The organism is Nocardia sp. NPDC006982 (assembly GCF_042869435.1).
GTDB lineage: Bacteria > Actinomycetota > Actinomycetes > Mycobacteriales > Mycobacteriaceae > Nocardia.
Genome location: NZ_JBIAFV010000026.1, coordinates 57,231 through 78,055 on the forward strand (window position 1 = coordinate 57,231; position 20,825 = coordinate 78,055).

General features: G+C 62.9%; 24 protein-coding genes. 18 read left to right on the top strand and 6 right to left on the bottom strand.

The annotated features are described in order from the left end of the window. The first annotated feature begins 954 nt into the window (after window positions 1-954). On the top strand, window positions 955-1,767 hold the full coding sequence (locus tag ACFYOW_RS45255) for a hypothetical protein (protein WP_387297597.1): 813 nt from the start codon (window positions 955-957) through the stop codon (window positions 1,765-1,767). A 57-nt stretch (window positions 1,768-1,824) separates the two neighbouring features. Here the strand turns inward: ACFYOW_RS45255 and ACFYOW_RS45260 are convergent, their stop codons facing one another. From ACFYOW_RS45260 to ACFYOW_RS45270, 3 genes are all read right to left on the bottom strand, one after another. Next, window positions 1,825-2,841: a restriction endonuclease gene (locus ACFYOW_RS45260; RefSeq protein ID WP_387297599.1), complete on the bottom strand. Its 1,017-nt coding sequence runs from the start codon at window positions 2,839-2,841 to the stop codon at window positions 1,825-1,827. 821 nt (window positions 2,842-3,662) lie between these two features. Continuing rightward, the gene (locus ACFYOW_RS45265; protein WP_387297601.1) at window positions 3,663-4,208 is read right to left on the bottom strand and encodes a hypothetical protein; all 546 of its coding nucleotides are present in this window, start codon (window positions 4,206-4,208) and stop codon (window positions 3,663-3,665) included. Between the two features lie 250 nt (window positions 4,209-4,458). After that, complete coding sequence (locus ACFYOW_RS45270; RefSeq protein WP_387297603.1) at window positions 4,459-5,289, bottom strand: nuclease-related domain-containing protein; 831 nt, start codon at window positions 5,287-5,289, stop codon at window positions 4,459-4,461. Between the two features lie 1,328 nt (window positions 5,290-6,617). Here ACFYOW_RS45270 and ACFYOW_RS45275 point away from each other — a divergent pair. Further along, window positions 6,618-6,905: a hypothetical protein gene (locus ACFYOW_RS45275; RefSeq protein WP_387297605.1), complete on the top strand. Its 288-nt coding sequence runs from the start codon at window positions 6,618-6,620 to the stop codon at window positions 6,903-6,905. Between the two features lie 503 nt (window positions 6,906-7,408). Further along, window positions 7,409-8,458, top strand: coding sequence for a hypothetical protein (locus tag ACFYOW_RS45280; RefSeq protein WP_387297607.1), 1,050 nt, complete (start codon window positions 7,409-7,411; stop codon window positions 8,456-8,458). A gap of 66 nt (window positions 8,459-8,524) precedes the next feature. Here ACFYOW_RS45280 and ACFYOW_RS45285 read toward each other — a convergent pair whose 3' ends face one another. From ACFYOW_RS45285 to ACFYOW_RS45295, 3 genes are all read right to left on the bottom strand, one after another. After that, on the bottom strand, window positions 8,525-8,926 hold the full coding sequence (locus tag ACFYOW_RS45285) for a hypothetical protein (protein ID WP_387297609.1): 402 nt from the start codon (window positions 8,924-8,926) through the stop codon (window positions 8,525-8,527). Window positions 8,927-8,994: 68 nt separating this feature from the next. Continuing rightward, window positions 8,995-9,819: an SAM-dependent methyltransferase gene (locus ACFYOW_RS45290; protein ID WP_387297611.1), complete on the bottom strand. Its 825-nt coding sequence runs from the start codon at window positions 9,817-9,819 to the stop codon at window positions 8,995-8,997. Between the two features lie 32 nt (window positions 9,820-9,851). Continuing rightward, window positions 9,852-10,748: a helix-turn-helix domain-containing protein gene (locus ACFYOW_RS45295; protein ID WP_387297654.1), complete on the bottom strand. Its 897-nt coding sequence runs from the start codon at window positions 10,746-10,748 to the stop codon at window positions 9,852-9,854. Between the two features lie 149 nt (window positions 10,749-10,897). Here ACFYOW_RS45295 and ACFYOW_RS45300 point away from each other — a divergent pair, with 149 nt between their 5' ends. The 15 genes from ACFYOW_RS45300 to ACFYOW_RS45370 form a co-directional block, all read left to right on the top strand. Next, window positions 10,898-12,340, top strand: coding sequence for a helix-turn-helix domain-containing protein (locus ACFYOW_RS45300; protein WP_387297613.1), 1,443 nt, complete (start codon window positions 10,898-10,900; stop codon window positions 12,338-12,340). Between the two features lie 40 nt (window positions 12,341-12,380). After that, window positions 12,381-13,277 (top strand): aminoglycoside phosphotransferase family protein, encoded by an 897-nt coding sequence (locus tag ACFYOW_RS45305; protein WP_387297615.1) that lies wholly within the window; start codon window positions 12,381-12,383, stop codon window positions 13,275-13,277. A gap of 585 nt (window positions 13,278-13,862) precedes the next feature. Continuing rightward, window positions 13,863-14,186, top strand: coding sequence for a hypothetical protein (locus tag ACFYOW_RS45310; RefSeq protein ID WP_387297617.1), 324 nt, complete (start codon window positions 13,863-13,865; stop codon window positions 14,184-14,186). A 64-nt stretch (window positions 14,187-14,250) separates the two neighbouring features. Next, window positions 14,251-14,595 (top strand): hypothetical protein, encoded by a 345-nt coding sequence (locus ACFYOW_RS45315; RefSeq protein WP_387297619.1) that lies wholly within the window; start codon window positions 14,251-14,253, stop codon window positions 14,593-14,595. Then, the gene (locus ACFYOW_RS45320) at window positions 14,595-14,876 is read left to right on the top strand and encodes a hypothetical protein (RefSeq protein ID WP_387297622.1); all 282 of its coding nucleotides are present in this window, start codon (window positions 14,595-14,597) and stop codon (window positions 14,874-14,876) included. Before ACFYOW_RS45315 ends, ACFYOW_RS45320 begins: the two co-directional genes overlap by 1 nt. A 31-nt stretch (window positions 14,877-14,907) precedes the next feature. Further along, on the top strand, window positions 14,908-15,396 hold the full coding sequence (locus ACFYOW_RS45325; protein WP_387297624.1) for a hypothetical protein: 489 nt from the start codon (window positions 14,908-14,910) through the stop codon (window positions 15,394-15,396). After that, on the top strand, window positions 15,393-15,875 hold the full coding sequence (locus tag ACFYOW_RS45330) for a hypothetical protein (protein WP_387297626.1): 483 nt from the start codon (window positions 15,393-15,395) through the stop codon (window positions 15,873-15,875). The genes ACFYOW_RS45325 and ACFYOW_RS45330 overlap by 4 nt, the downstream gene beginning before the upstream one ends. 91 nt (window positions 15,876-15,966) lie before the next feature. Beyond that, window positions 15,967-16,233, top strand: coding sequence for a hypothetical protein (locus ACFYOW_RS45335; protein ID WP_387297628.1), 267 nt, complete (start codon window positions 15,967-15,969; stop codon window positions 16,231-16,233). Beyond that, on the top strand, window positions 16,226-16,915 hold the full coding sequence (locus ACFYOW_RS45340; RefSeq protein ID WP_387297630.1) for a TetR family transcriptional regulator: 690 nt from the start codon (window positions 16,226-16,228) through the stop codon (window positions 16,913-16,915). Before ACFYOW_RS45335 ends, ACFYOW_RS45340 begins: the two co-directional genes overlap by 8 nt. Further along, complete coding sequence (locus ACFYOW_RS45345) at window positions 16,912-17,403, top strand: hypothetical protein (protein ID WP_387297632.1); 492 nt, start codon at window positions 16,912-16,914, stop codon at window positions 17,401-17,403. Before ACFYOW_RS45340 ends, ACFYOW_RS45345 begins: the two co-directional genes overlap by 4 nt. Then, on the top strand, window positions 17,400-17,807 hold the full coding sequence (locus ACFYOW_RS45350; RefSeq protein ID WP_387297634.1) for a hypothetical protein: 408 nt from the start codon (window positions 17,400-17,402) through the stop codon (window positions 17,805-17,807). Before ACFYOW_RS45345 ends, ACFYOW_RS45350 begins: the two co-directional genes overlap by 4 nt. Further along, window positions 17,800-19,059: an NAD(P)-dependent oxidoreductase gene (locus ACFYOW_RS45355; protein WP_387297636.1), complete on the top strand. Its 1,260-nt coding sequence runs from the start codon at window positions 17,800-17,802 to the stop codon at window positions 19,057-19,059. Before ACFYOW_RS45350 ends, ACFYOW_RS45355 begins: the two co-directional genes overlap by 8 nt. Before the next feature lie 89 nt (window positions 19,060-19,148). Further along, window positions 19,149-19,325 carry a hypothetical protein gene (locus ACFYOW_RS45360; protein ID WP_387297638.1) on the top strand — a complete coding sequence of 59 codons (177 nt, stop codon included), beginning with the start codon at window positions 19,149-19,151 and terminating at the stop codon, window positions 19,323-19,325. Between the two features lie 96 nt (window positions 19,326-19,421). After that, window positions 19,422-19,706, top strand: a complete 285-nt coding sequence (locus tag ACFYOW_RS45365) for a hypothetical protein (protein WP_387297640.1) — start codon at window positions 19,422-19,424, stop codon at window positions 19,704-19,706. Window positions 19,707-20,154: 448 nt separating this feature from the next. After that, window positions 20,155-20,825 (top strand): helix-turn-helix transcriptional regulator (locus ACFYOW_RS45370; RefSeq protein ID WP_387297642.1); only part of this gene is annotated, 671 nt, incomplete at its 3' end.

Below are 20,825 nucleotides of genomic sequence, written 5' to 3' on the forward strand. Positions count from 1 at the left end.
CGGCCAGTCCGAGACGCCTACGCAGCGAGGCCCGCTCCAGCAACGAGACCGATGTTCTACGCAACCTCTACAGAGGTCGCGAGAACACGTGAAAGAATTGACCCGACAGCTACCTTCAGTTCGACGAACTCGTCGAAGCCATGGAATACCGCGCCAAAGCGGCATCGTTGTCCGCCAACGCGAGCCGAGGTAAACCCGCTGCCCAATCACTACAACCCACTGCGGCTCCGCAGGACAGCCGTGGAAGGGTTGGCGGGGTCGGGAATTCAGGTTGGATACGGTCGGCAACGTTGAACATGTTTCCAGCGGTACGCATTTCACACTTCCGGCGTTACCAATCAGACGTTCATGATGCGGCCGATCGGGTGGTCGCGGTGTCGCAGCGATGCACCGCGCAGTCGAATGAGGTTCGTCTTCGCGGATGGCCGAGCAGGCATACACAGGCGAATTCGTTTGTCGGCGTCTGCATTAGGGTCGGGTTGCTGCGCCTTGCCCCTGGCGGCACCGACCCGGCTCCGAAATCGGCGAGGTTCTCGCCGACGGCCACGACAGCCCATCTGGCGGCGGTGCACTGCTGACATCTGTAGGTGCCGACGATGGCCGCTGATTCCGCAGACAGAATGCTGTGGTTATGGCTGTGTGCCGTTGGTTGTCGGTGCCGCGATCTACCGTGGTGGCATGCCCGGTGACAGCGAGGTCGGCACCGACGCGAGCTGCCCGGTGTGGTTCGGCGGGGATGGCGATCGAGACGGCCGGTGCGCTCGATTGTTCGCGAAAGTTCCACTCTTTCATCGGGATACGCAGACCGTGGGATGCTCTTTCGGGCGAACCCGCGAGATTGGCTAAGCGTCCTGGCTGAAAGCCGGAAGCGGGGAGGTTCGTGTGGTGGTTGAGCCGGATCGGTTGTTGCAGGTGGTGTGGTCGGTTGCCCGAGAGCGCGGCTATTCTTGCCGGTTGTCTGGGCCCGATCTCGTTACGTTGTCCGGTCGGTCGGTGTTCACCCTCGCGCTGGGTGATGTCCGGCGTCTGGCGGAGTCGTGCCCGGTGGAGGAGTGGGCGGTCATGGTCGCCGATCGCATCGACACGCGGCTGATCACTATCGAGACCGATGACGAAAGCCCACTCGATTACAGCGATTTCACCGTCATGCGACACCTGGTCCGGACCCGGCTATACGGCACCCGGGCAGTGGAGGCGAATGGGGTTCGGCGGGTCGTGGCTCCCGGACTGGTCCAGCGAGTGCTGATCGACCGGGTGCACACCGTCGTACACGTCACCTACAACATGCTGGCACATTGGCCGATCGACGAATTCGAGCTGTTCACGCTGGCCGAACGCAACGTGCGTGAGGACGGACACGTCCGCATCACTCGCGACCGGTTCGATACCGTCCCGTTGGCCGAGGGCCTCGCGCCGATCGCGCTGCTAACCGGTCCGGAGTATCTGACCGCCCACGCGCGCTGGCTCGGCGAGCATCCGGTCACCGGGCCCGGCGGCGCGGTGCTGATCATGCCCTCGAAAGAGTCGATCTACGCGTACCCGGTCACTGGTGTCGAGGTTGTTCGGGCGGTCACTGTCCTGGCGCGGTTGGCGGTGCTGCATGCCGATGACCCGTGGCCAATCAACTCCTGGGTGTACTGGTGGCGCGATGGCACCCTCGATCTGGCTGCCACCACTGGCCGCGACGGCAACACCGTCGTCCTCCGTCCCACCGAAGCGTTCCACCGCAACACCGCCACCCTCGACAACACCGAAAGTTCTGGTTAACCCGACTAATACTGGGCGCTGTGGTGTCGAAGGCGGAACGATGTGGCGACGGGTGTGTCAGGTAGACACTGTATGCGGTATTTCGAGCAGTTCGTAGATGTTATCCCCCCATTCCCCCCAACAACGGAGCTTGTATTTGTCTATGAGGTGAATCCTGTGATTCAGGGCAAATTCTGCTGCTTGCGGTGTAAAATTCGAGTTGGTCACTGCAATGACAATATTAGCTCCATGCTCGGGTCGAGCTGTACCGTTTATTTCGTAGAGAACTCTTGATCCGATCGAGCCGCCGCTGCGAACCTTGCACTGTATGACAACCTTGCGGCCATCGGGCGTTTCTGCGATAACATCAGCACCTCGGTCGCGCGGACCCCCGTTAGTTCGAATGAGTGTCAATCCGTCCCTCTTCAGCAGAATAGATGTCAGGCGTTCGAGTTCCGTACCGTCACATCGGTTGCTCAAACCAATACCCTCGCCACTGTAGGAATAATCGCTTCTCTTCTCGTGTCGGTCCTTCAAAAGATTGAACTCAGACATGGCGTGAGCACTGTCCCGCTGCGCGTTTTCAAACACTTTATCAACTATCCAGAACTGCTTTGTGATCAACTCGATTCGACGGTCGCTTCGATCTTCATTTCTGAACGCTTCTGTCAAATTCTCGTTGCCGAATTCGGAACAAATCTCCGAGAACGCCGAGTTGGCTTCGTTTATGGCCGACTCCATCTGAGCTTGATGATCGCTAAATACGGCCATCTGCACGGTTGCCCAGCGCTCCATTTCCGGCTCGGCAAAAGTCCATGAGTGCACCGTTTCGGCGAGAAATTTTCGGAAGAATTCAACCCATTTTTTGGCCCAGTCTCTGTGCTTGGACATAGTCTCCAACGCCTCTTTGGCGACTACCCCTTCTGCGTGCCACAGAAAAACCGCAAGGACGTCATTGGCGTCAGCCTGACCAATGATTGAGCCGATGGCCCGTCGCAAGTCGCGATCTCGGTAGCGGAGAGGACGGACCTGATCTGGACGGACGACTAATTCAGCTCGGTCAGTTCTTGTCGCCGAGGCAGTGTCGATGATCACCTCGGAAGGCTATAAGAGCGGTGTGACATGTCGGCCGCCGAACAGTCCGCACCCACCACACTGCCTGACACGCTTCCATCACGTCATTGCTCAGGGCCTCGAATCGACCTCCGCTCGGTGTCCCGATCGCTCGCCGAACTACGGTGGTTCAGCCGAGTCCGCGGCCCCGCAAGCGTTTATCCATCGCTCGGAACTGAACTGCAAGTCGAGGTGAAGCGCTTGCCGTCGACAGGTGGGCGTGTAGCGGCGGGTCATTGGTTTCGACTAGAATCCGGATTCCGTTTTGACGAGCGCCGTGAACGCTGCGGGATCTTCCTCCCAGTCGGGAGAAGCTATGAATCCGACTAAGCGACCCCACGGGACGGCGACGAGCAGCGTTGGCGCCGTTCAGGATTCGTCCTCGCATACGAGCAGATACGCCGACTCTGCATGCACGACGCAGTCGTCCCGATGGTGGGTAGCCGTGGATCTTGAGGAGCTGCCGAGCACGCTCAGGGGCCGAGTTCCATCAGGTGCACCTGGCACATGTACTCCGCCAGCACACCTTCAGCATGCACGAATGTCATGTGGCTGAACGGATTTGCCATCAGCGATCCGCCCCGTCGTGCGGCGTGTTCGCATGCGGTATCTCAGTGTCATCGACGACGGCAGATCTGTCTGGGCGAATCGTCTTCTGCGGATCCCAATCCCTCGCAGTCTCCGGCAGCCACACCCATCCGATCCGCATGTCGGCCAAGCGTCGGTCCAAAGCCCCGATCTGCCGATTGAGCTCCGCCGCATCAACGGACCTCCAGCGCCGACCTTGACGTTGGGAGATCAATTCAGTTCACGGCACGTTCGAACCACCCGCCAGGTGCGAAATCAGGAACCACGCGCGGCAGCTCTCGCGGCTTCGCGCTGGTGTCCGCGGGCCAAAGCACTTCTGCGCGCTTGGCGGCACGCCGGAACGCTTCGGTGTCGAGTTCGACGCGCTGCTCGGCGATCCCGGCCGCGGGCCAGGCGGTGATCACCGTCAGCGGACCGGGCGGCGGCAGCGGTGTCAGGTAGTAGGCGGTGATGCTGATTCCTTCGCTCGAACCACCGCCGCCACCCATCAGGATCGCGGTGTCCGCGTCTTCGTCGAGGCGCCAGCGATCGATATTGGTCGCGGTGCGTCCGTCGGAGAATTCGACCCCGATCAGAAACTGGTCCTTGTCGCCGCCGGGATAGCCATGGAAGCTGCTGAACGCCGAATGATCGCTTCCCGGCCGGACGTACAGGTGAAACGACAACTCGATTCCCTCGCGGTAGGCGCGAGCTCCGACCAGCGCCGCGACAACATCCTCGGTGCGCACCAATACCCGCTCAACCGGTATCGCTACCGGCATCTCATTCGATGGTCGCGTGCGTGTACGGGTCACAGGGCCGGAGCTCTCTGCACTGGGTTGTGTCGAAGCCGGTTCGCTCATTATTTTCCTGTCCTCGTCGTGGGTGTCGTTTGGTTGAGCAGCATTGGCCGGTGCGCCGCGGCGGTGTTCGTTGGTGCCGACAGGTTCGACCCGTAACCGTCCAGCCGACCTTCGGTCGAGCACCCCTGGAAAACGGGGCTGAAAGTTTGGGGGCCGGAGTTCGACTGGATCACCGTGCTCGGCGTCGACGTGCGTGGAAGTGATGGTCACGCTCGACCAAGGCGACAATGTCCTCGCACATGTTCTGGCTCAGTGGTGTCGCGAGACCCCGGAGGATGGTGTCGGTGAGTTGCCAGGGATCGGAACCGACGAAATCCACACCAGGGGTGACACATTCGACCAGTTGAGCGTGCTCGTGCATGAGCATCACCGCCGTCCGCACTCCGATGGGGTGTCCTTGCCGTTGCAGCCACATGGCCAGATCGTGTGCGACGTCGCCGACCTGGCGAGGCCAGCTGCGGCCACCGCCGTCGACCGCCCACTCCGACTCGTGCACACGGCCCTGTGCGCTGGCCTTCTGGAACCACCATTGGTCACCGACGGCGTGCAGCAGAACCCGGCGGCGTTTGACCTCGACCGCCCACACTCCCGCTGGGCCGACGAGTAGGTGGTCGGTCTCGCCGCGTCGGTTGCGGTAGCCGCGGAGCATGACCCATTCATCCGGTAGTAGGCCAGAAAGGCTCCAGGTGAGCAAGTCCTCGCCGTATACCCCCGCGCCTTGCTGCTGGACCCGGTGATATGCCTGCTGCACCTCGTACTCGGCTGATTCCACCTGCCGGGACACGTCACCGACCCGTGCTTGTGCAGCTTGTTCGTCGGCGGTGGGCACCGACAGCAACCGCTTCCACAGCGGCTTCGTCCGGCGAAAAGTCTCCAACTCGCCGTTTGCCTGAGCGTAATAGCCTTGCCACGCGGCATGATCGGCTGCGGCGCCCTGTAACTGCTGCTCGGACAGGTGAAGCTGCTCACCTCCGTGATCGGACAAAACCTTGACCCGCACCGTGCCCGCCTCCTCCACGCGCCCCCGACACCCAGCATGCCCGACGAGTCGAAGACACGGATAGGAATGAGCCACAGGGGAATTCGCATCCGCACCGCGCGACGTACCCAGGAAGCCAACGGCGACACCATCGTTTCGTATTCCGACATTGAGCACCCGTACTGGAGTTTGTTGCGTCATCCCCCGCATCCGCGGGAGACGATCCGAGCCGACTCGAGTCCGGCGGGGCAAACACATGACTATGTCGGCGCCTAACACTATCGGTGGTATCGCTATCTCCTGCTGCTACGACCAACGGAACATAGGTCACATGCCGAATAGCTGTGGATGGCAAGGTAAAAGACGCACAGACATCTACCGGCAAGTACGCAGTAGTGAACTGCTCCGACACAATCTGAGCGCGTAACCTCCAGTCGAGAGCCCGATCCGGTCCCCCTCCGGATCGGGCTCGGGCTCTCGCATGTTCTGGCCCGTCATTGAATGGGACAACCGCGGACACCGCCACACGGAACCAGCGCACGCTTGCGGCACGTCCAATCACGCATGACCGAAGATGAGTTCGACCTTGACCCCGGCCCGCACACTGACGAGAGCCTCGCCGCAGAGTTCGAGCGTTGGCGCGCGTGGGTGCAGCGGCAGCACTTCGCGGAAGATGGGCCGCCCAGTCGGGCCGCCGCAGGTTAGCGCGACTCGATTTCATCTCCTCGTAGGCGCAGTGACTTTCTCGGTCGCCGGCCCAGTAATGCCGGCCTCGGGCCAAGCGCGGTCCAACTGCTCGGCCAGACTCGAAGGAATCCGTCGGACGGCCTTCCTTCTAGCATCCATAAGGGTGATGGTGATGTTGTGTCTGGCGGAATCCGCGTTGCCGTCCAGCGTGCCCTTGATCGGTTCGTTGAACACTTGGCTCCGGTCAAGCCCCCGGTGATCGTCACCTCGCCCGGCTTGCCCTCCGGCGACTTGCTGACACCTGATACGGCGGTGGGGTAGGCCACCGGTGGTATCACTCTACCCCGCTCAACGTATCGTGATCGAACATAAGTTCGAAACGTGCGGTATTCTTGATGGGTGTCCGCTCGCCCGCTCTACATGGTCGATGGCAAAGTCGTGCCGTCCGATCGGCTCGTGCGGACCGCGCGCGGATGGGTCGAGCCCGCGCCTGTGCGCTGCCCGGCGGGTCATGTGCTGCGGCAGGGGCGGGTCCTCGTCGGCTGGATTCCGTGTGTCGGCGACGGCCGGTCCGGGCACCGTACTCACGAATGTGCCTGCGGCTCCGTCGTCTACACGCCGCCGCGGGAAACCGAATGCCCGTGCCGCACACGAGGAACGACATGGACGCAGCGACAGAGCGACTGATCACCGCCGTGGTCGACGCGATCGCACCGCGCACCGATTTCACTGCCGACCAGGTGCACCGTGCGGTGTGCGCCGAGATGACCCGGCCACCCTCGCGTGAGCAAGTGGAGCAAGTGATCGAGGTTCTGCAGACGCCCGGGCTGCGGTACACCCCCGGCGACGTCGGCTGGGCCGTAGTCCTGCGGCTGCGTGATCTGGAATACCTGGCCGACCCCGCACGGGCCAATGATGCACCGCCGCCCGATGACGACGGACCGAGATAACCGCCGACCACGAAGTCGTGCAGACAGTTCCCGCGCTCGGCGGCCTTGATTTCGCCCATTGTGCGGACACTCGCGGGCATTTCCGGACTATTGGCGGACACCGCGAACGGTGTTTGGTTGATCGACGTGGGGTCGACGAACTCGATCAGGCCCGAGATGCGCGTGGAACACCCACTTCCAAACTCTGAGCTGCAGGACGGGGATGGCGGGCAGTCGATCGAGACACCGCCGCGGGGCCAATCGTGTATGGGGATTCGAGTAGTCGATCGTCGACCAGCGCGGCTGATCCACGGGTATCAACCGCGCAACGTCAACGAAATTCGCGAACATTCGAACACGAGGTCGGCGTTAGGCGTATTTCTTGTCGAGCCGGTCGTTGGCACGAGCTTCGCGGCAATGACGTCAGCAAGAACTCCTCGTCGTAACTCTCGGCCGCACCGTCCTACCTCAGCGCGGTCGTCGCCTTGTATGTCAGTTGGTCCTGAGCGGTTACTATCGGCCACATGGGGAGGACACTCGTCGCTGTTGGTGCGCTATTGACCTGCGCCTCAGTCGCTTTCGCATCAGCCTGTTCCATAGGATCCGTCACGCCCGAGCAGCCGAGCAACGAAACGGGCACGCCGACGCGACTTTCCTATCCGGACTTCCTGAGCCAAGACCTCAAAACCACGATCGCCTACCGCGACACCATGCGTCCCGTCGATCCGTGCGGTTACCTGGACGAGGCAGTGGCAACACAGGTCGCGGGGTCGCCGCCGTCGTACCTCGGGGCCTTCAACGACTTCAATAACTGCGAGGCGTTCTTCAAAACCCCGACCGGCCCACTCCGGATCGACAAGATCGGCGTCGCCATGGGCGGCCCTGCCCACTCGGACTACGGCACACCGACAAACATCGGCGACACTACTATCCGGTACAGCAACGCTGGCGAATTTTGTACCGCGTACCTGGCACTGGATGACCGCCAATCGCTGGCGTTTTCTGTCTCCACCAAGTCGGACCTGGCGGGGTCGCGCGCAGACGTCGATCTATGCCCGACAGCGGTCGATATCGCCGCCGCAGCCGTCCCATTGAGGTCCAGCCGTCCTCTTCGGACCGAATCTCAACGGGCGAACATGCCAACCAAACTCGCCAAGCTGGACCCGTGCTCGGTCCTGAGCGTCGTCGCTGTCGGTCACCCCCGGCTGTACGTCAACCCAGCTGCTGATCCGTGGAGTTGTCACTTCCAATTGGATAGGGACAAAAAGGGAACCGACCAGCACATCACCTACGCCTTTGCCTCTGACTCGCACCTCGACGCCCGCTACGACGGCAAAGCCATTGCCATCGACGGACTCCCCGCAGTCGAGCAGCCGGGTAAACCAGGCTCCACCTACGCCGAGGTCTGTCAGATCTACGTCGGCACCCGGTCATCGGTCTCGAACAAAGGTCTCCCCTCTGTGCTCGGCAAACTCGCCGAGCTGATCACGATCAGCACCGAAGGAGGCGGCTGCACCGCTGCTCGCGCCACCGCCACCGAGATCGTCCGGCTCTACAAGCAGATGCCTGACTAGACGGTATGAAGGCCCCCAACTCACTGGGCCAACTCGTCGGAGTCCTGTCGAGGGCGAGACACCTGGCTAGGTGGCGACGAAATGTCTGTAGGCGAACTCGTGGCTGCGGATCCCGTCAACGAATGCGTCGAACTCACCCTGGTCGAAGTGAAGCTTCACATCGCCACCCGGCTGGGTCGTCGGATCGGCGGCGGTGAATACGAAGGTGCCGTGGCGCTGTTCGATTCTCAGTGGGCAGGGTTCGGTGGTTCCGACACGGATGCTGTGCTGGTAGGCGTCGAATTCGTCGTCGGTAAAGATAAGCATTTGGCTGTTTGGTATGGCGGTTGAGCCGGTGGTTTGTTCGTTTCCGAGCTTGTCGTCCCAGATCGCCGTCCAGCCGTCGCGACGGGCTACACGTACGCAATTCTGTTGTGGTGAGCTGCGGGTCGCCTTGATGAACTCGCCGGCGGTGAAGATCGGCAGCATGTCATTCCTCTCCTACAGTGCAAAGCAAGGGGCGTGGGGCTCGGTCAGTTGCCACGCCACCTTCCTCGTTACGGCTTGTAGCCGATAGCCGCGAAATTACACGGCCGGGCAGGGTCCTTGGTGTTGACGGGTACGTCGGGCCGCCAGTCCGGTGCATAGGTGATTCCGGGATCGACCAGATTGAAGCCGTCGAAGAACTCGGTGAACTGCGTGCGGCTGCGCAGCGTGGCAGGGTCGGATGTGTTGTCGTACAGCGCGGCAGCGGCGCCCAACTGCTCGCGGATCTCCGGGCTGGCTTCGTCGACTGAAACATGGGTCATTGCTATGTAGCTGCCCGATGGCAGGTACTCACGCAGTCGCGCCAGTACTTCCAGAGGCCGGCTGGAATCGGAGATGAACGGCAAGACGGATACCAGCAGAAGACCGACGGGGTCGCCAAGATTGATCAGGCGCTGGGTGTCAGGGTGTTCGAAGATGCGGATTGGGTCGCGCAAATCTGCGTCGATGATCGCGGTGATGTCCAGAGCGTTGGCGCGGTCGAGGAGTTCGTAGGCCCGGGTCACGGCCTCGAGGTCGTTGTCGACGTAGACGACGCGGGCGTTGGCTGCGATCTGACGGGCGATCTCGTGGGTATTGCCGCCAGTAGGTAGCCCTGACCCGACGTCGAGGAACTGTTGGATGCCTTGGTTGGCCATGAACTGAACGCTGCGGGCTAGAAAAGCCCTGTTGTGTTGCGCCCAAGTGTGGGCAAGGGGGAACAGTTCGAATACCTGGTCGCCGAACACCCTGTCAGCATCGAATACAGCTTCGCCTGTGAGGTAGAGGTGGTACATGCGGGCTGCCGATGGCGTTTTGGAGTCGATCTCGCGACCGGTGTAGCTGTCGGGGGTCACCGGGTTCCCTTCGTGGAGCGGTGGACGGTGTTTCACTGACTGGTTGAGCCCTGTCGGCGAAAGGTTCGCGCAACGTAGTCCATGAATTGTCGAGAGTCCTCGGCCCCGAGCGCGGCGGCGCTGAGGCGGGTGAAGACGGTTTCGCGGGCGGCTACCGCGGGTTTGTCGTCGATGTAGCGGATGTCGCCTTGTGCTTCGACGAATGCCATTTCAAGGTCCCCGGCTGCGCCGGGTGATTGCACGCGGACCAGCGTGTAGCGGTCCTCCATACCTGCACCTGGCGCGATCACCGCGAAGGGCAGGATCTGGATGAGAATATTGGGGCGTTTCGACAGCTCGCTGAGGTGTTTGATCTGTTCTCGCATCACTGCGGCACCGCCGTACTGCCGACGTAGGCACGACTCCGACAGGATCGCGTGTAGCTCCGGTGCGTTCGGCTTGAACAGGTTCTGTTGTCGGGCAAGCCGGGCTTGAACCCAGTCCTCGACGGCGATGCCGCCGGGTCCATCTGCCTCATTTGGTCCTGGTTGATGCAATGCACGGATATATGCTTCGCCTTGTAATAGACCGGGCATGATCTCGGCCTCGGCAATGCGCAGCCGGTCGGCTTGCTCCTCGAGATCGATCAATAGCCGCAGTTCCTCTGCGTAGGCGCGGCGGTGACCGGTTGTCCAGAACCCTCGCTTGTGGTTGTCACGCCGAAGCTCGACCAGCGAGTCGATGTATCCGTCGTCAGTGAATCCCAGGCCTTTGGTCAGTTCTCGGAGTTCAGCAGCGGAGATGGTTCCTGTCCCGGTGATCAGACTGTTGATGCGCGATTGCCCGACCTCGATCAGGCGGCCAGCTTCCGCCTGACTAAGGCCTGCAGTTCGGATCATGTGCTCGATTTCGCGCCCCAGTAGCAGCCTGCGCGCGGTTCTCGTGGCCATATCTCCCACCATATCGGCAATAGCGATTACCTGGTTCTGGTTACCGAAATCTGATTATCAGGATAGATTAATCGGGGCAAGCTAGCACGACACCAGGGAGCACCGTGCGTCATCGCGACGCACTCTGTCCCTCAACAAAGGAAAGTCGGATGACGCCAGGGGTGACTGCCAGCCGGATGGGGCTGAATGATTCGGCCACTCCGACATCTGCACCGTGGGGTGCGCGACTGCGTGCGTTCCGCAAGGACCAGCTCGGACTCAGCCAGGACAAGTTCGCAGTCAAACTCAGAGAAGCCGGCGCCGAGTGGGGACTCAACATCGGGTGCGACCAACGTCTCGTCGCTCGGTGGGAGAACGGCGACGTCAAAATGCCTAGCCAGGACTACATCGAGCTCCTGGTCTCGCTCGGCGCACCGGTCCCGGCGGCCGCTCTGGATATGCCCGAGTCGTCTGCCCAGGTCGGCGTCGGGTCGAATGCCCTCTTGAAGCCGCCAGCCGCTTCGGGCAGTTTTGCTGCTGTGGAGGATGTGCGCAGGGCGAGCTTTCTGGAGGCGGTCGCTAGCGCGACCGTGGGGTCACCGGATTCGCTCGCACCATGGCTGCCGCCGTTCGCCAAAGGCGCACCTATCCCGACCAAGGTTGGCATAGTCGATGTTCGGTCTCTGCGCGACATCACCAGCGGTCTTCGGGGACTCGACCAGCGCCACGGAGGATTCGCGGTGGCCGAAACCGCGGTCGCCTTGCTGAAGTCCAATACCGGCCTTCTCGCAGGCTGCCGCAATGAAACGACGGCCGCCAAGGTGAAGGTGGCCTTGGCCGATCTCGCACGTTTGGCCGGCTGGTCGATCCATGATGTCGGTGACCAGGATCGTGCTCGCCGATACCTCGCGCTGGCGCTCGCACTGGCTCGAGACGCCCGCTCGGACAGCGGCGATAGCCTCGCCGCGTCGACCTTGTATGTGCTGGGTCGGATCAGCCTGTTCGAACGTGAACCCCAGGTCGCCCTGCGCATGTTTCAACTCGGGCAGATCCCGGCACAGGACGCGTCGAATAGCGGCGAATCGGCGCGTTTGTACATGCAGGAAGCGTGGGCGCACGCGATGATGGGCCGGGAACGTCAAATGAAGGACGCTTTGGCTCGCGCCGAGCAAGGCATCGGAAGTGTCGGGGACACAGTGGATCCCTGGACCCAGGTCTTCTTCACTGCGGGCGAGTTCGACGGCAACACCGCCGTGATTTACAACGAGTTCGCTCTCGCGACCGACGACCCGATTCTCGCCGAGCGCTACACAATTGCTGCGGTAGATCGTGCCAGTGCTTCACTCGTATCTTCATCGCCAGACCGTTCTCCGCGAAGTCTGCTGTTCGACCACACCACGGAGGCCACCGGTAGATTCCGACTCCGAGATACGGACTCTGCGGTGCAATCCGCCGCCGCCGCCTTGTCCATGACCGGAGAGGTCCAGAGCGCCCGGGTCGTCGATCGCCTACATTCGATGACTACGGCCGCCGCTCCCTCGCTGCAAAGAAACGGTGTGCGGGACGTCTGTCGGCAAGTTCGACAGTTGGCGTTGCCTGGGCCGAGGACCTGAAGGTCGAGGTTCCCTATCGGCCACTGCATAGGATGTGGTTGTGGCGACTGATCTCTCGCCGCGTCGCGATACGGAGTTGCGCGCGGCCCTGGCAGACGCATGCGCCCAGATGAACTTGAATGCGCATGGGGCAGAACTCATCAAGTACACCGTGAACGCGGTATTCCGGCTGCGATCGGCACCGGTCGTGGTACGTGTTGGAGCAGGCGATGTTGCGGAGGCCCGCGGAACGCGCCTCGTGCGAGTGGCTCGTTGGCTGGAGGGCCAAGGCGCACCTATCGCGAGGCTGATGGGCGGCCAGCAACCGATCTATGTCGAGGGCGGCTTCACAGTCACCTTCTGGCACGAGTTGTCGACACAGCCGAACTGGACTCCGACCGATCTTGTTAGCCCGCTGCAAACGCTGCACCGCCTACAACCTGATTCAACTCTTCCCAAGTGGGACCCTTTCGAAAACGCCCGGCGGCGATTGGATGCTGCCGACCCAGCAGTGTCGCCTGACGATGTCGGCTGGCTGCACGAACAATGGGCCGTTGCTGAAGATGAGTTCCGGCTGTGGGAGTCACAGATGCCCGCCGGTGTCGTGCACGGTGACCCGCACACAGGCAATCTCTTGCGGGACAGCTCTGGACAAGTGGTTCTGTGCGACTTGGACGAAACCGGAATTGGCCCTCTCGCATGGGATCTGGTGCCGCAAGCGGTGGGGGCGGTTCGATTCGACCGGACGGACTTCTATCGTGAATTCGCCGAGGTCTATGGCACCGATGTCCGACGCGAACCCTATTGGCCAGCACTGGCTCGTGTCCGGGAACTGGTGATGGTCACCAGTGTGCTGCCTGATCTCGGTCAACGGCCTCTGGTCGCCGCTGAGCACGCGCACCGCCTCGCGACGCTCAAAGCAGATCGCCGCACTGCGACTTGGAACCTCTACCGTTAGATAGTCGTAGCCTGAGCAAGGATGCCGGGCGGCATACCCTACTCATCGGCAGTATCTGCCCTATTGACATGCCGCACTAAATGTGGAGAGCGGCGTAATTGGCGCATCGCCTTCGCCTTTCGGCGGCGACCGCCGCTTCCGCAGCAAGCCTTGAAACCGCCCAGCGCAATTGGATATGCCCTACTTAGGGCACGTGGATCTGCCCTGCCGAATGCCATTGTGAGTGCCCATCTCTGGACGCTTGACTCGATACATGATCGCAGGTAGAGGGCTCGTTGAGAGGCGAACCACAGGCTACGAATCAGTGCTGCGGTCGGCGCGAAAATGGCCGTCGCACTTCAGAGGGTGGATGTTCACCACCGCTAAGGACGTGGCGCTCGTTCGGTTCGCTGATGTCACAGAAGGCGCCTCAAGTGATTCCCTACGGCGATCCGATCTGGTGGGAGCTGGCGTCGTGGTTGGTGCCAGTCGGGTTGTCGATTCGCGAAGCCGCGTTTCGTCTTGCTCTTGCCACACGACCTTCCGCAGCTGGTCACTGCCGCCGGTCGCGAAGAAGCTTCCTGACATGAAATGGAGGTCGCCGCAGTGGCTACAGCGGTAATGCACGTCTATGTCCGAGACGATCTGGCCGAGCCTGGGTGGCGTGATCGTGTCGAAAGCTTCATCCACGCACAGTCGTTCGCTCTCGGCGCGATCGTCCATGCCTCGGCCCGGGAGGACGCCGACGCGACTGAGACGCCCGGATCCGCGGCGGCACGGCTGTTCGACGAGATGCGCCGCACCGACAGCTTTCACGCGGTGACACCGTCCCGCGCGCATCTGCAAGGCATTCCGGTCACAATGCGACAGCGGTTCGCGCGGGCGGAGATATGGTTCTGGACCGTCCAAGATGACCGAGGGCCGCGATGACGGCGGTGCAGCGTTCGGCGTTGCACGAGCGCGGTCTGAGCGGTGCGACCGTAGGGGACTGGTCATGACCGGGCAGCGCATGCGGGCCTACGGGATTGTGAACTTGGACCGATCCGAGCCGTGCGTCGCCACTGATGTGCAGGCCATCCGCGAGATTGCCCGATACGCGCGGTGGGATCTACGTGCTGTGTCGGTGATGCGTTCCGCGAACCTGAGTGTGCTGCTCGCCAGTTTCGCTGCGTCCGGAATCGGTGTGGTGATCGTGCCGAGTGTGCTGCATCTGACCGGCTGGCTCGACGCGGTGCGCCGCGACTGCGAGGTGTGGACCTTGTCGCCGCCCGGCTACTGGCCCCGGATCCGGGCCTCCAGCGTGCCGGGTGAGTTCGTCGCCAGCTCGGGACTGTGCTGATGAGACCCCCGCGCCGGATCCGGCATATCCACATCGAGTCCGGCCCGCTCGCACTGGATTTCCAGGGCAGCGCCGACCAAATCCACAGTGTCGCCGCTGAACTGGCCGCGACCGCGCACTTGGAGGTCACAGTCGACGACGATGTGCGACCCAGTACTCCCGTGCTGCCCTGCGGCGGGCTCTGGGAATACCCCGACCCAGCCGGTCAATCGGTCAAGTGGCCACCAACCGGCCGCCTTACACACCGCGACTCGATGCCGCGCAGATTGCGCGACTGGTAAATACGCCTGTCGAATTCGGAAGGACAATTCAATGAGTACCGCAACGGTGTCCACCCCTTTGACCACCGGCACCGGAACCACGGTCGCCATGCGCGCGATGATCGATGAGCGTCGCCGGGTGTATCGGGACCAGTTCGGGTTCAATACCTTCCGTGATCCGCGGACCGATGCGATCACGATGGTTGCTGGGCCGGTGTCGGCGGTGATAACACCACGCGGTCTCGGCCCGCGGGTCAGAGCTTTGTCCGGTTCCGGGGTGGCGCCGGTGTTCTCGGTTGGGCATCGTCTGTGGGTGTTCCTTGCCGACTGCCCGACACCGACGGACAACACCGCTCAGCTGACGGCCGGTTTGTTCGAATACGGTGCGGTGCCGCTGGTCCCGGGAACGTTGATCGTGCTGCCGACTCCGGGCAACGAGAAACGGTGCTGGATGTACCTGCCCTACGGCGTTACCCGGCCCTCATTCGCGGCGATGGTCGAGGCGTTCCAGACTGCCGCAACGGAGGCGGGTTCGCTGTGAGCATCGTCGACCCGATCACGTCGCGGCGGTCGCTGGATGACCAACTCGCTCCGGCCTGGGTGGAATGGCTCGCGTACAAGACCGACGCCCTGGACCGGTTCGTCACCCACGATGTGCCGCAGCTGCCGCAGGACCGCTACTCCGAAACCGGAATCCGCATCGCCGAACGTGCTCTGCTCACCAGGTTCACCGCCCTGGAAACCGCCGATCCCGCCGATCCGCTGCTCACACGGTTCGGCTGCTACCTCGGTGAAGTCTTCACCCAATCCCTCGACGGGCACTGGTACAACGACCCGTTCCCGGATGCCCGTCTGCCCCGAGCCACGGTGCGGTTCCTCTACGCCGATGTCCGGCTGTGTGTCCGGGAGCAGGTTGTTCTGGCTCTGCACTACCGATCCGGCACCTACTGGTCGCAGATCTATCGCGTCTTGTCGGACCAGTGCGCGGCGTGGTGGGAATCCGGGCACAGCCGCCGCTGACCATCACACGCGATGCGGCAACGCCCAGGTCTCCCGCGATGCCCGGGGCACGTCAGACAGTCACTCACCGAGAAAGAGTTTGGAGAAGGTCATGGCCGAGGGAGCGATCAGATGGTGCGGATACGCCTGGGGCGGAGCCTATCTCGACCACCACACGCATCGGGAAACCGTCGCCGCGCTCACCCGCGCCCCCGCCATCGATCCGGCTGTGGTCGCGGTGATCCTGCCCGACCACACCCACCGCCCACACGGCCAACAAACCATCGCTGCGTGCGCACGCCGGATCCGGCTTCTCACCACCGGCACTCCCAGCGGCCGGACCGAGCCTGCCACCGGAGAAGTCGGGCGCGATGGCTGAGGACACCACACCTGCCAACTCTGTCGGTAAGGCACCTACCGTCGTGCCCCGACCTGCCCGCTTGTCGCGGGTGCAAAGCCGCCAGCGGACCCGCCAGCAGATTCTCGACTCCGCCACCGTCCTGTTCTTCAACGACGGCTACGCTGCGACGTCGCTCGAACGCATCGGTGAACGCGTCGGATACACCTACGGAGCGGTTCTAGGCCACTTCCGAACCAAAGATGCACTCGCCGTCGCCGTACTGGAGCAGGTGTATCGGCGTGCTCACGCCCGTGTGCACGGCTACCACATCCGCGACCACGACCACCTGCTTGCCACCGTCACCACCTGGATGCACGCCGCAATCACCCATCCGGGTTGGATCCGCCTCGAACACGCCCTCGCCGCGGCTGACGGGTATCGCGACACACGCGGACGGTTGCGCGATATCCACAGCACGGCAACGGATTTCATCACCAAAGCCATCGACCAGGCGCGCGTCGATCCGGCTGTCGACCCGGCCACAGCCGCCTCGATGTTGCTGTCGATCGCGATCGGACACGCCACCACCAGCCTCGACGCCATCACTGCGGCCGGGCTGCGTCTACTGGTCGACCACGTCCTCGCTCCCGTCGACCCGCAGGTCCCGATGAGTGCTGGCACCTCGCCGGCCGCAACCGATACCTGGCGGGAATTGCGATGACCGCCCTGCCTGAGAAAGACGTGCTACTGGCGGCGTGCCGCGGTCTGCCCACCGACACCACGAATCCGATGCTCGAGGCGGCTGCTGAGCTGACACTGCTTCACCGATCCCGCGAGCAGACACCGCACTGCATGCTCAGGGACTTCGAGCGCCACCGCCACCGGTTGATGCAGTCGGTGGATCTGTGGGTCACCTTGGCGGTTCCGGTGCCCTTCGTCGATGCACGGCTGCACACCCACTCCGCTGGCCAGGTCGTCGACCAGCTTGCCCAGCTCACGGTCCACACCTATATCGAGCTCGCGCATGCGCCGGAGCCGGTGTTCTACGACGCGCAGCTGCGTCTGGACGAGATGGGCGATGCATACCGCGACCTCATCGACGAACTACGCGTCGGCCGCCGACGGCTTCCTGACACCGGCCATTGCCTCGGTGCGGGCCTGGTCTGGTCCGCCTGGGTTCCCGGCGCTGAACCAGAAAGGCGCACATGACCGACCACCTTCCTCCAGAGGTCTCTTTGGATGCCGCCGACGGGAATCCAATGCCTCGAACCGCAGAGTTCATCATGCAGCTGACCCGCGAGTGCGGCGCCGAGTACACCATGACGCTCGCTGCCGCGGTCGAGTTCGCGAATGAGAACGATCAGGTGCGCTACATGAGCGGGCTCAACGCGGCGATCGACATCCTGGCGGGGGCATGTGGTGACAAATCCAAAGCCAGGGCGCTGGCTATCCATCACGTGTCGTCAATCGTCGCCGCGATCCACGCCGACCTCCAAAGCTCTGGCCACCACAGCGCAACCGGCCCGGATTTTTCGTTACCGCACGGTAGGCGCCATCGGCCTGGGGAGGCTGGAGCGGGTGGCAACTGCGGCGGAGGTGTCGATCATGAATGATTCACTGCCCCACCGCGACCGGGGGTTCGAGGTTCACACCGCCGCCGATGCCGTCGTCGGCCCGTGCAGTCGCCGATCCGGGTTGGGCCGAGAGCGGTTGCCGGAGTACCGGATTCGGCAGTTGATGAAGGGGAGAACAAAGCTGATGGAGCTGGGAGTTTCGTTGGACGTGCCGGATGTGCTGATCGTCGACGATGGGCATCTGCGGGCGAATTGGCCGTATCTGCGGGACCGGCTGCGGGCCGGGCTGGTCAACCATGACCGGACCGTCCTGTTCGCCAGTCTCGATGCAGGCCAGAGGATCCGGGATCTCTACGGGATCGCCGCTGTGCCCGCCTTGGTGGTGATCGATGTCGAACCCGACGTCGAGGACATCGCGGCATTGACCAAGCTGGAAGTGGTGGCGGGGGTGACCGGCGGCGCCAAGCTCGCTGTCGCTGACCGGCTCGCGGGCCAGGGCATTCCGTTCGTGGATGGATCACGCGGTCGTGCCCGATCGCAGGCGGAAATGATAGTCGGGTTGATGATCAGTGCCCTGCGCCAGATCCCCGCCTGGCACAACATCGTTGCCGCATCGGGGCCGTGGCCGCGCCCAAGTTGGCAGTTCACCGACCATCCGAGTTACGTCAACGGCACGGTCTGCGGCAAGCAGGTCGCGGTGATCGGGATGGACCCAGTCGGCCGCACGGTGATCGGTCTGTGTGCGGCGATGGGGGCGCACGTGTGGGTTGTCGACCCGGCCGCCGAGGAGTCAGAGGTCCAAGCGCTTGCGGCGCGGCGTATCCGGCTCGATGAGGTCGCCTTGATCGCCGATATCGTTGTCGTCGCGGGAAATGCGGACACGCCGCCGCTGACCGCCGAGATGGTTGCGCGGCTGGCCAGCAGAACGCTGGTGGTGACCGTGCGTGGCGGCGGGATCGATCTCGCTGCGCTGCGCGCCCGCGTGCTGGCTGACGAACTCCTGTGGGCGACCGATGTCTACGAGTCGGTGCCCGTTGCGGCTGGTGATCCGATCCTGGGCCGTGACAACGTCATCCACACACCCGCTATCGCAGCATGTACGCGGGAGGCGAACCTCGCTGTGGCCGACGTGCTGGCCGACAACATCGACCGTGTCCTGCGTGGAGGTCCACCACTGCGCTGGGATTGCGTCCCAGCCTTCACCGTCGACGACAAACCTGATGAACCGGCTCGAGGTCCCGCGGCAGATGAAGCGATCAACGGTGACGGCGCTACGGGTGAACAGCCATGATCGAGATGACGAAAACGAATATGTTGAGGCCCGGCAAGCCATTCGGCGATCCGGGAACGCCATGTGGCAGTCCCCCGGTGGTGGCGTCGATGGCGGTGACCGACGTCGGCACCGGGTTGGCGTATGTGCGTTTCGACGCCGATCACCCGCTCGACCTCAACGATCTGCGTGGCTTCGGGTTCGACTACGAACTGCTGGACCTCTCCACTTACACCCCCCGGGGGGATCATCGACGACCGCCTGTTCGAAATCGACTTACACGCTGATGTCATCACCGGCCACGACAGCTGAGCGGCCTGGCGAAACTCAGTCACGACATCACCGATGTCGCCGCGCTATCCAGTATCGAGGGCTGGATCCAGATGTGGCCTGAACGCGAGGACATCAACGCCTGCGGTGACCTCGAACGCGTCATGCTCGACACCGCTTTCGACCTGACCCAATCCGGCATCGACCTCCTCGAGACCTGTCGGCGGTGGCGGATGCACAGCCGGTACCTGGACCCCGACCGCCATCACGAACGGCTCCCGATCACCACGGCCCTGGCTTCAGCGGTCCTGGTCGGTCGCGAAATGGGTTGGTGCAGTTGGAGCATGCTCGATCTGGATCCGCTGGTGACCGAATCCACCCGAGGTGCGGATGCGTGAGGGGGCGTGCGCGTGCGGACCCCGATCACGGGTGATCCGGACACCATCCAGGCAGAAAGCCACACAGCGGAGGACAACATCGCGCCCCGCACAGCGACGCAGCTACCACCGAGCTGCTAGTGAGGGTCGGTTGCCGAGTGATGCTTGCCCACAACCACCAGCCGCTGACCACGACAGCTCACCGGTCAGGCCCAGTGCGTCCGACTGTCCGGAACCTACTCGCCGATCGCGACATCTGTTGGACAGCAACAGATCCGAAAAGCCGTGCAGCGGCACACGTTGAGTTGATGGGGGAGAGCTGAGGATGAACACAAGACGTTGTCGCTCGTGTGGCGGATCGCTGACTGCGGGGAACGTGGGTGAATTATGCGCAGTGTGCGCATCGACCGCCGGGTTCGAGAAGTTGATCCCACCAGGATTCTTCGACTCACCAGCTATGCGGAAGGCATTGGCGCACCACGATTTCGGTAGCGTTTTCGACGCGGTCAGGGCAGAAACCGGGTTGAGCCAAGGCCAGTTGGCGCAACTAGTGGGGCTGAGCCAGGGCCGGGTCTCGGAGATCGAGAACAAGGGCCACAAGGTTACTGGGCTTTCTCTCGGCGCACGGATCTCCATGGCGCTGGGGATCCCTGCGAGCACCATGGGGTTCTGGAGCGAGCCGGGTAGCCTTGTCGATGAGGAGGTGAGTTGGGTGTATAGACGTGACTTCCTCTCTCTGGCGACTGCCACCGCGGTGGGCTCGAATTTGCACCCGGAACTCGATCGGCTCGGCAGCCAGCTTCCCACGCGAGTGACATCCTCACCGCGCACACTGATCGGCGCCAACGACATCGAAGCGATCGAGGAAGTTGCCGACTTCTTTCGCCGCCGGGGCCTAGCCCGTGGCAGCGGCTTGTATCGCGATGCTGCCCTGGCGCAGCTGCATGAGGTTCGCTCCTACGAGCACGTCGAGTGCAGCGCGGTGTTGCGGCCCTGGTTGTGGGTGGCGACGGCGGAGCTGGCGTGGGTGACCGGTTGGCTGGCCTACGACGTGGAAGATCATGATGCCGCGCGGCGAGTGTGGTCATACGCTCTGTGGGCCGCTGGTCAGGGTGCCGATCATCCGCGTAGTACGGATTT

Excerpts from the sequence above, each read along its gene's own strand:
- ACFYOW_RS45265 (WP_387297601.1), bottom strand. The coding sequence starts at position 4,208 with ATGCCGGTAGCGATACCGGTTGAGCGGGTATTGGTGCGCACCGAGGAT.
- ACFYOW_RS45275 (WP_387297605.1), top strand. The coding sequence starts at position 6,618 with ATGGACGCAGCGACAGAGCGACTGATCACCGCCGTGGTCGACGCGATC.
- ACFYOW_RS45280 (WP_387297607.1), top strand. The coding sequence starts at position 7,409 with ATGGGGAGGACACTCGTCGCTGTTGGTGCGCTATTGACCTGCGCCTCA.
- ACFYOW_RS45285 (WP_387297609.1), bottom strand. The coding sequence starts at position 8,926 with ATGCTGCCGATCTTCACCGCCGGCGAGTTCATCAAGGCGACCCGCAGC.
- ACFYOW_RS45295 (WP_387297654.1), bottom strand. The coding sequence starts at position 10,748 with ATGGCCACGAGAACCGCGCGCAGGCTGCTACTGGGGCGCGAAATCGAG.
- ACFYOW_RS45300 (WP_387297613.1), top strand. The coding sequence starts at position 10,898 with ATGACGCCAGGGGTGACTGCCAGCCGGATGGGGCTGAATGATTCGGCC.
- ACFYOW_RS45315 (WP_387297619.1), top strand. The coding sequence starts at position 14,251 with ATGACCGGGCAGCGCATGCGGGCCTACGGGATTGTGAACTTGGACCGA.
- ACFYOW_RS45320 (WP_387297622.1), top strand. The coding sequence starts at position 14,595 with ATGAGACCCCCGCGCCGGATCCGGCATATCCACATCGAGTCCGGCCCG.
- ACFYOW_RS45325 (WP_387297624.1), top strand. The coding sequence starts at position 14,908 with ATGAGTACCGCAACGGTGTCCACCCCTTTGACCACCGGCACCGGAACC.
- ACFYOW_RS45335 (WP_387297628.1), top strand. The coding sequence starts at position 15,967 with ATGGCCGAGGGAGCGATCAGATGGTGCGGATACGCCTGGGGCGGAGCC.
- ACFYOW_RS45340 (WP_387297630.1), top strand. The coding sequence starts at position 16,226 with ATGGCTGAGGACACCACACCTGCCAACTCTGTCGGTAAGGCACCTACC.
- ACFYOW_RS45345 (WP_387297632.1), top strand. The coding sequence starts at position 16,912 with ATGACCGCCCTGCCTGAGAAAGACGTGCTACTGGCGGCGTGCCGCGGT.
- ACFYOW_RS45350 (WP_387297634.1), top strand. The coding sequence starts at position 17,400 with ATGACCGACCACCTTCCTCCAGAGGTCTCTTTGGATGCCGCCGACGGG.
- ACFYOW_RS45355 (WP_387297636.1), top strand. The coding sequence starts at position 17,800 with ATGAATGATTCACTGCCCCACCGCGACCGGGGGTTCGAGGTTCACACC.
- ACFYOW_RS45360 (WP_387297638.1), top strand. The coding sequence starts at position 19,149 with ATGGCGGTGACCGACGTCGGCACCGGGTTGGCGTATGTGCGTTTCGAC.
- ACFYOW_RS45365 (WP_387297640.1), top strand. The coding sequence starts at position 19,422 with ATGTGGCCTGAACGCGAGGACATCAACGCCTGCGGTGACCTCGAACGC.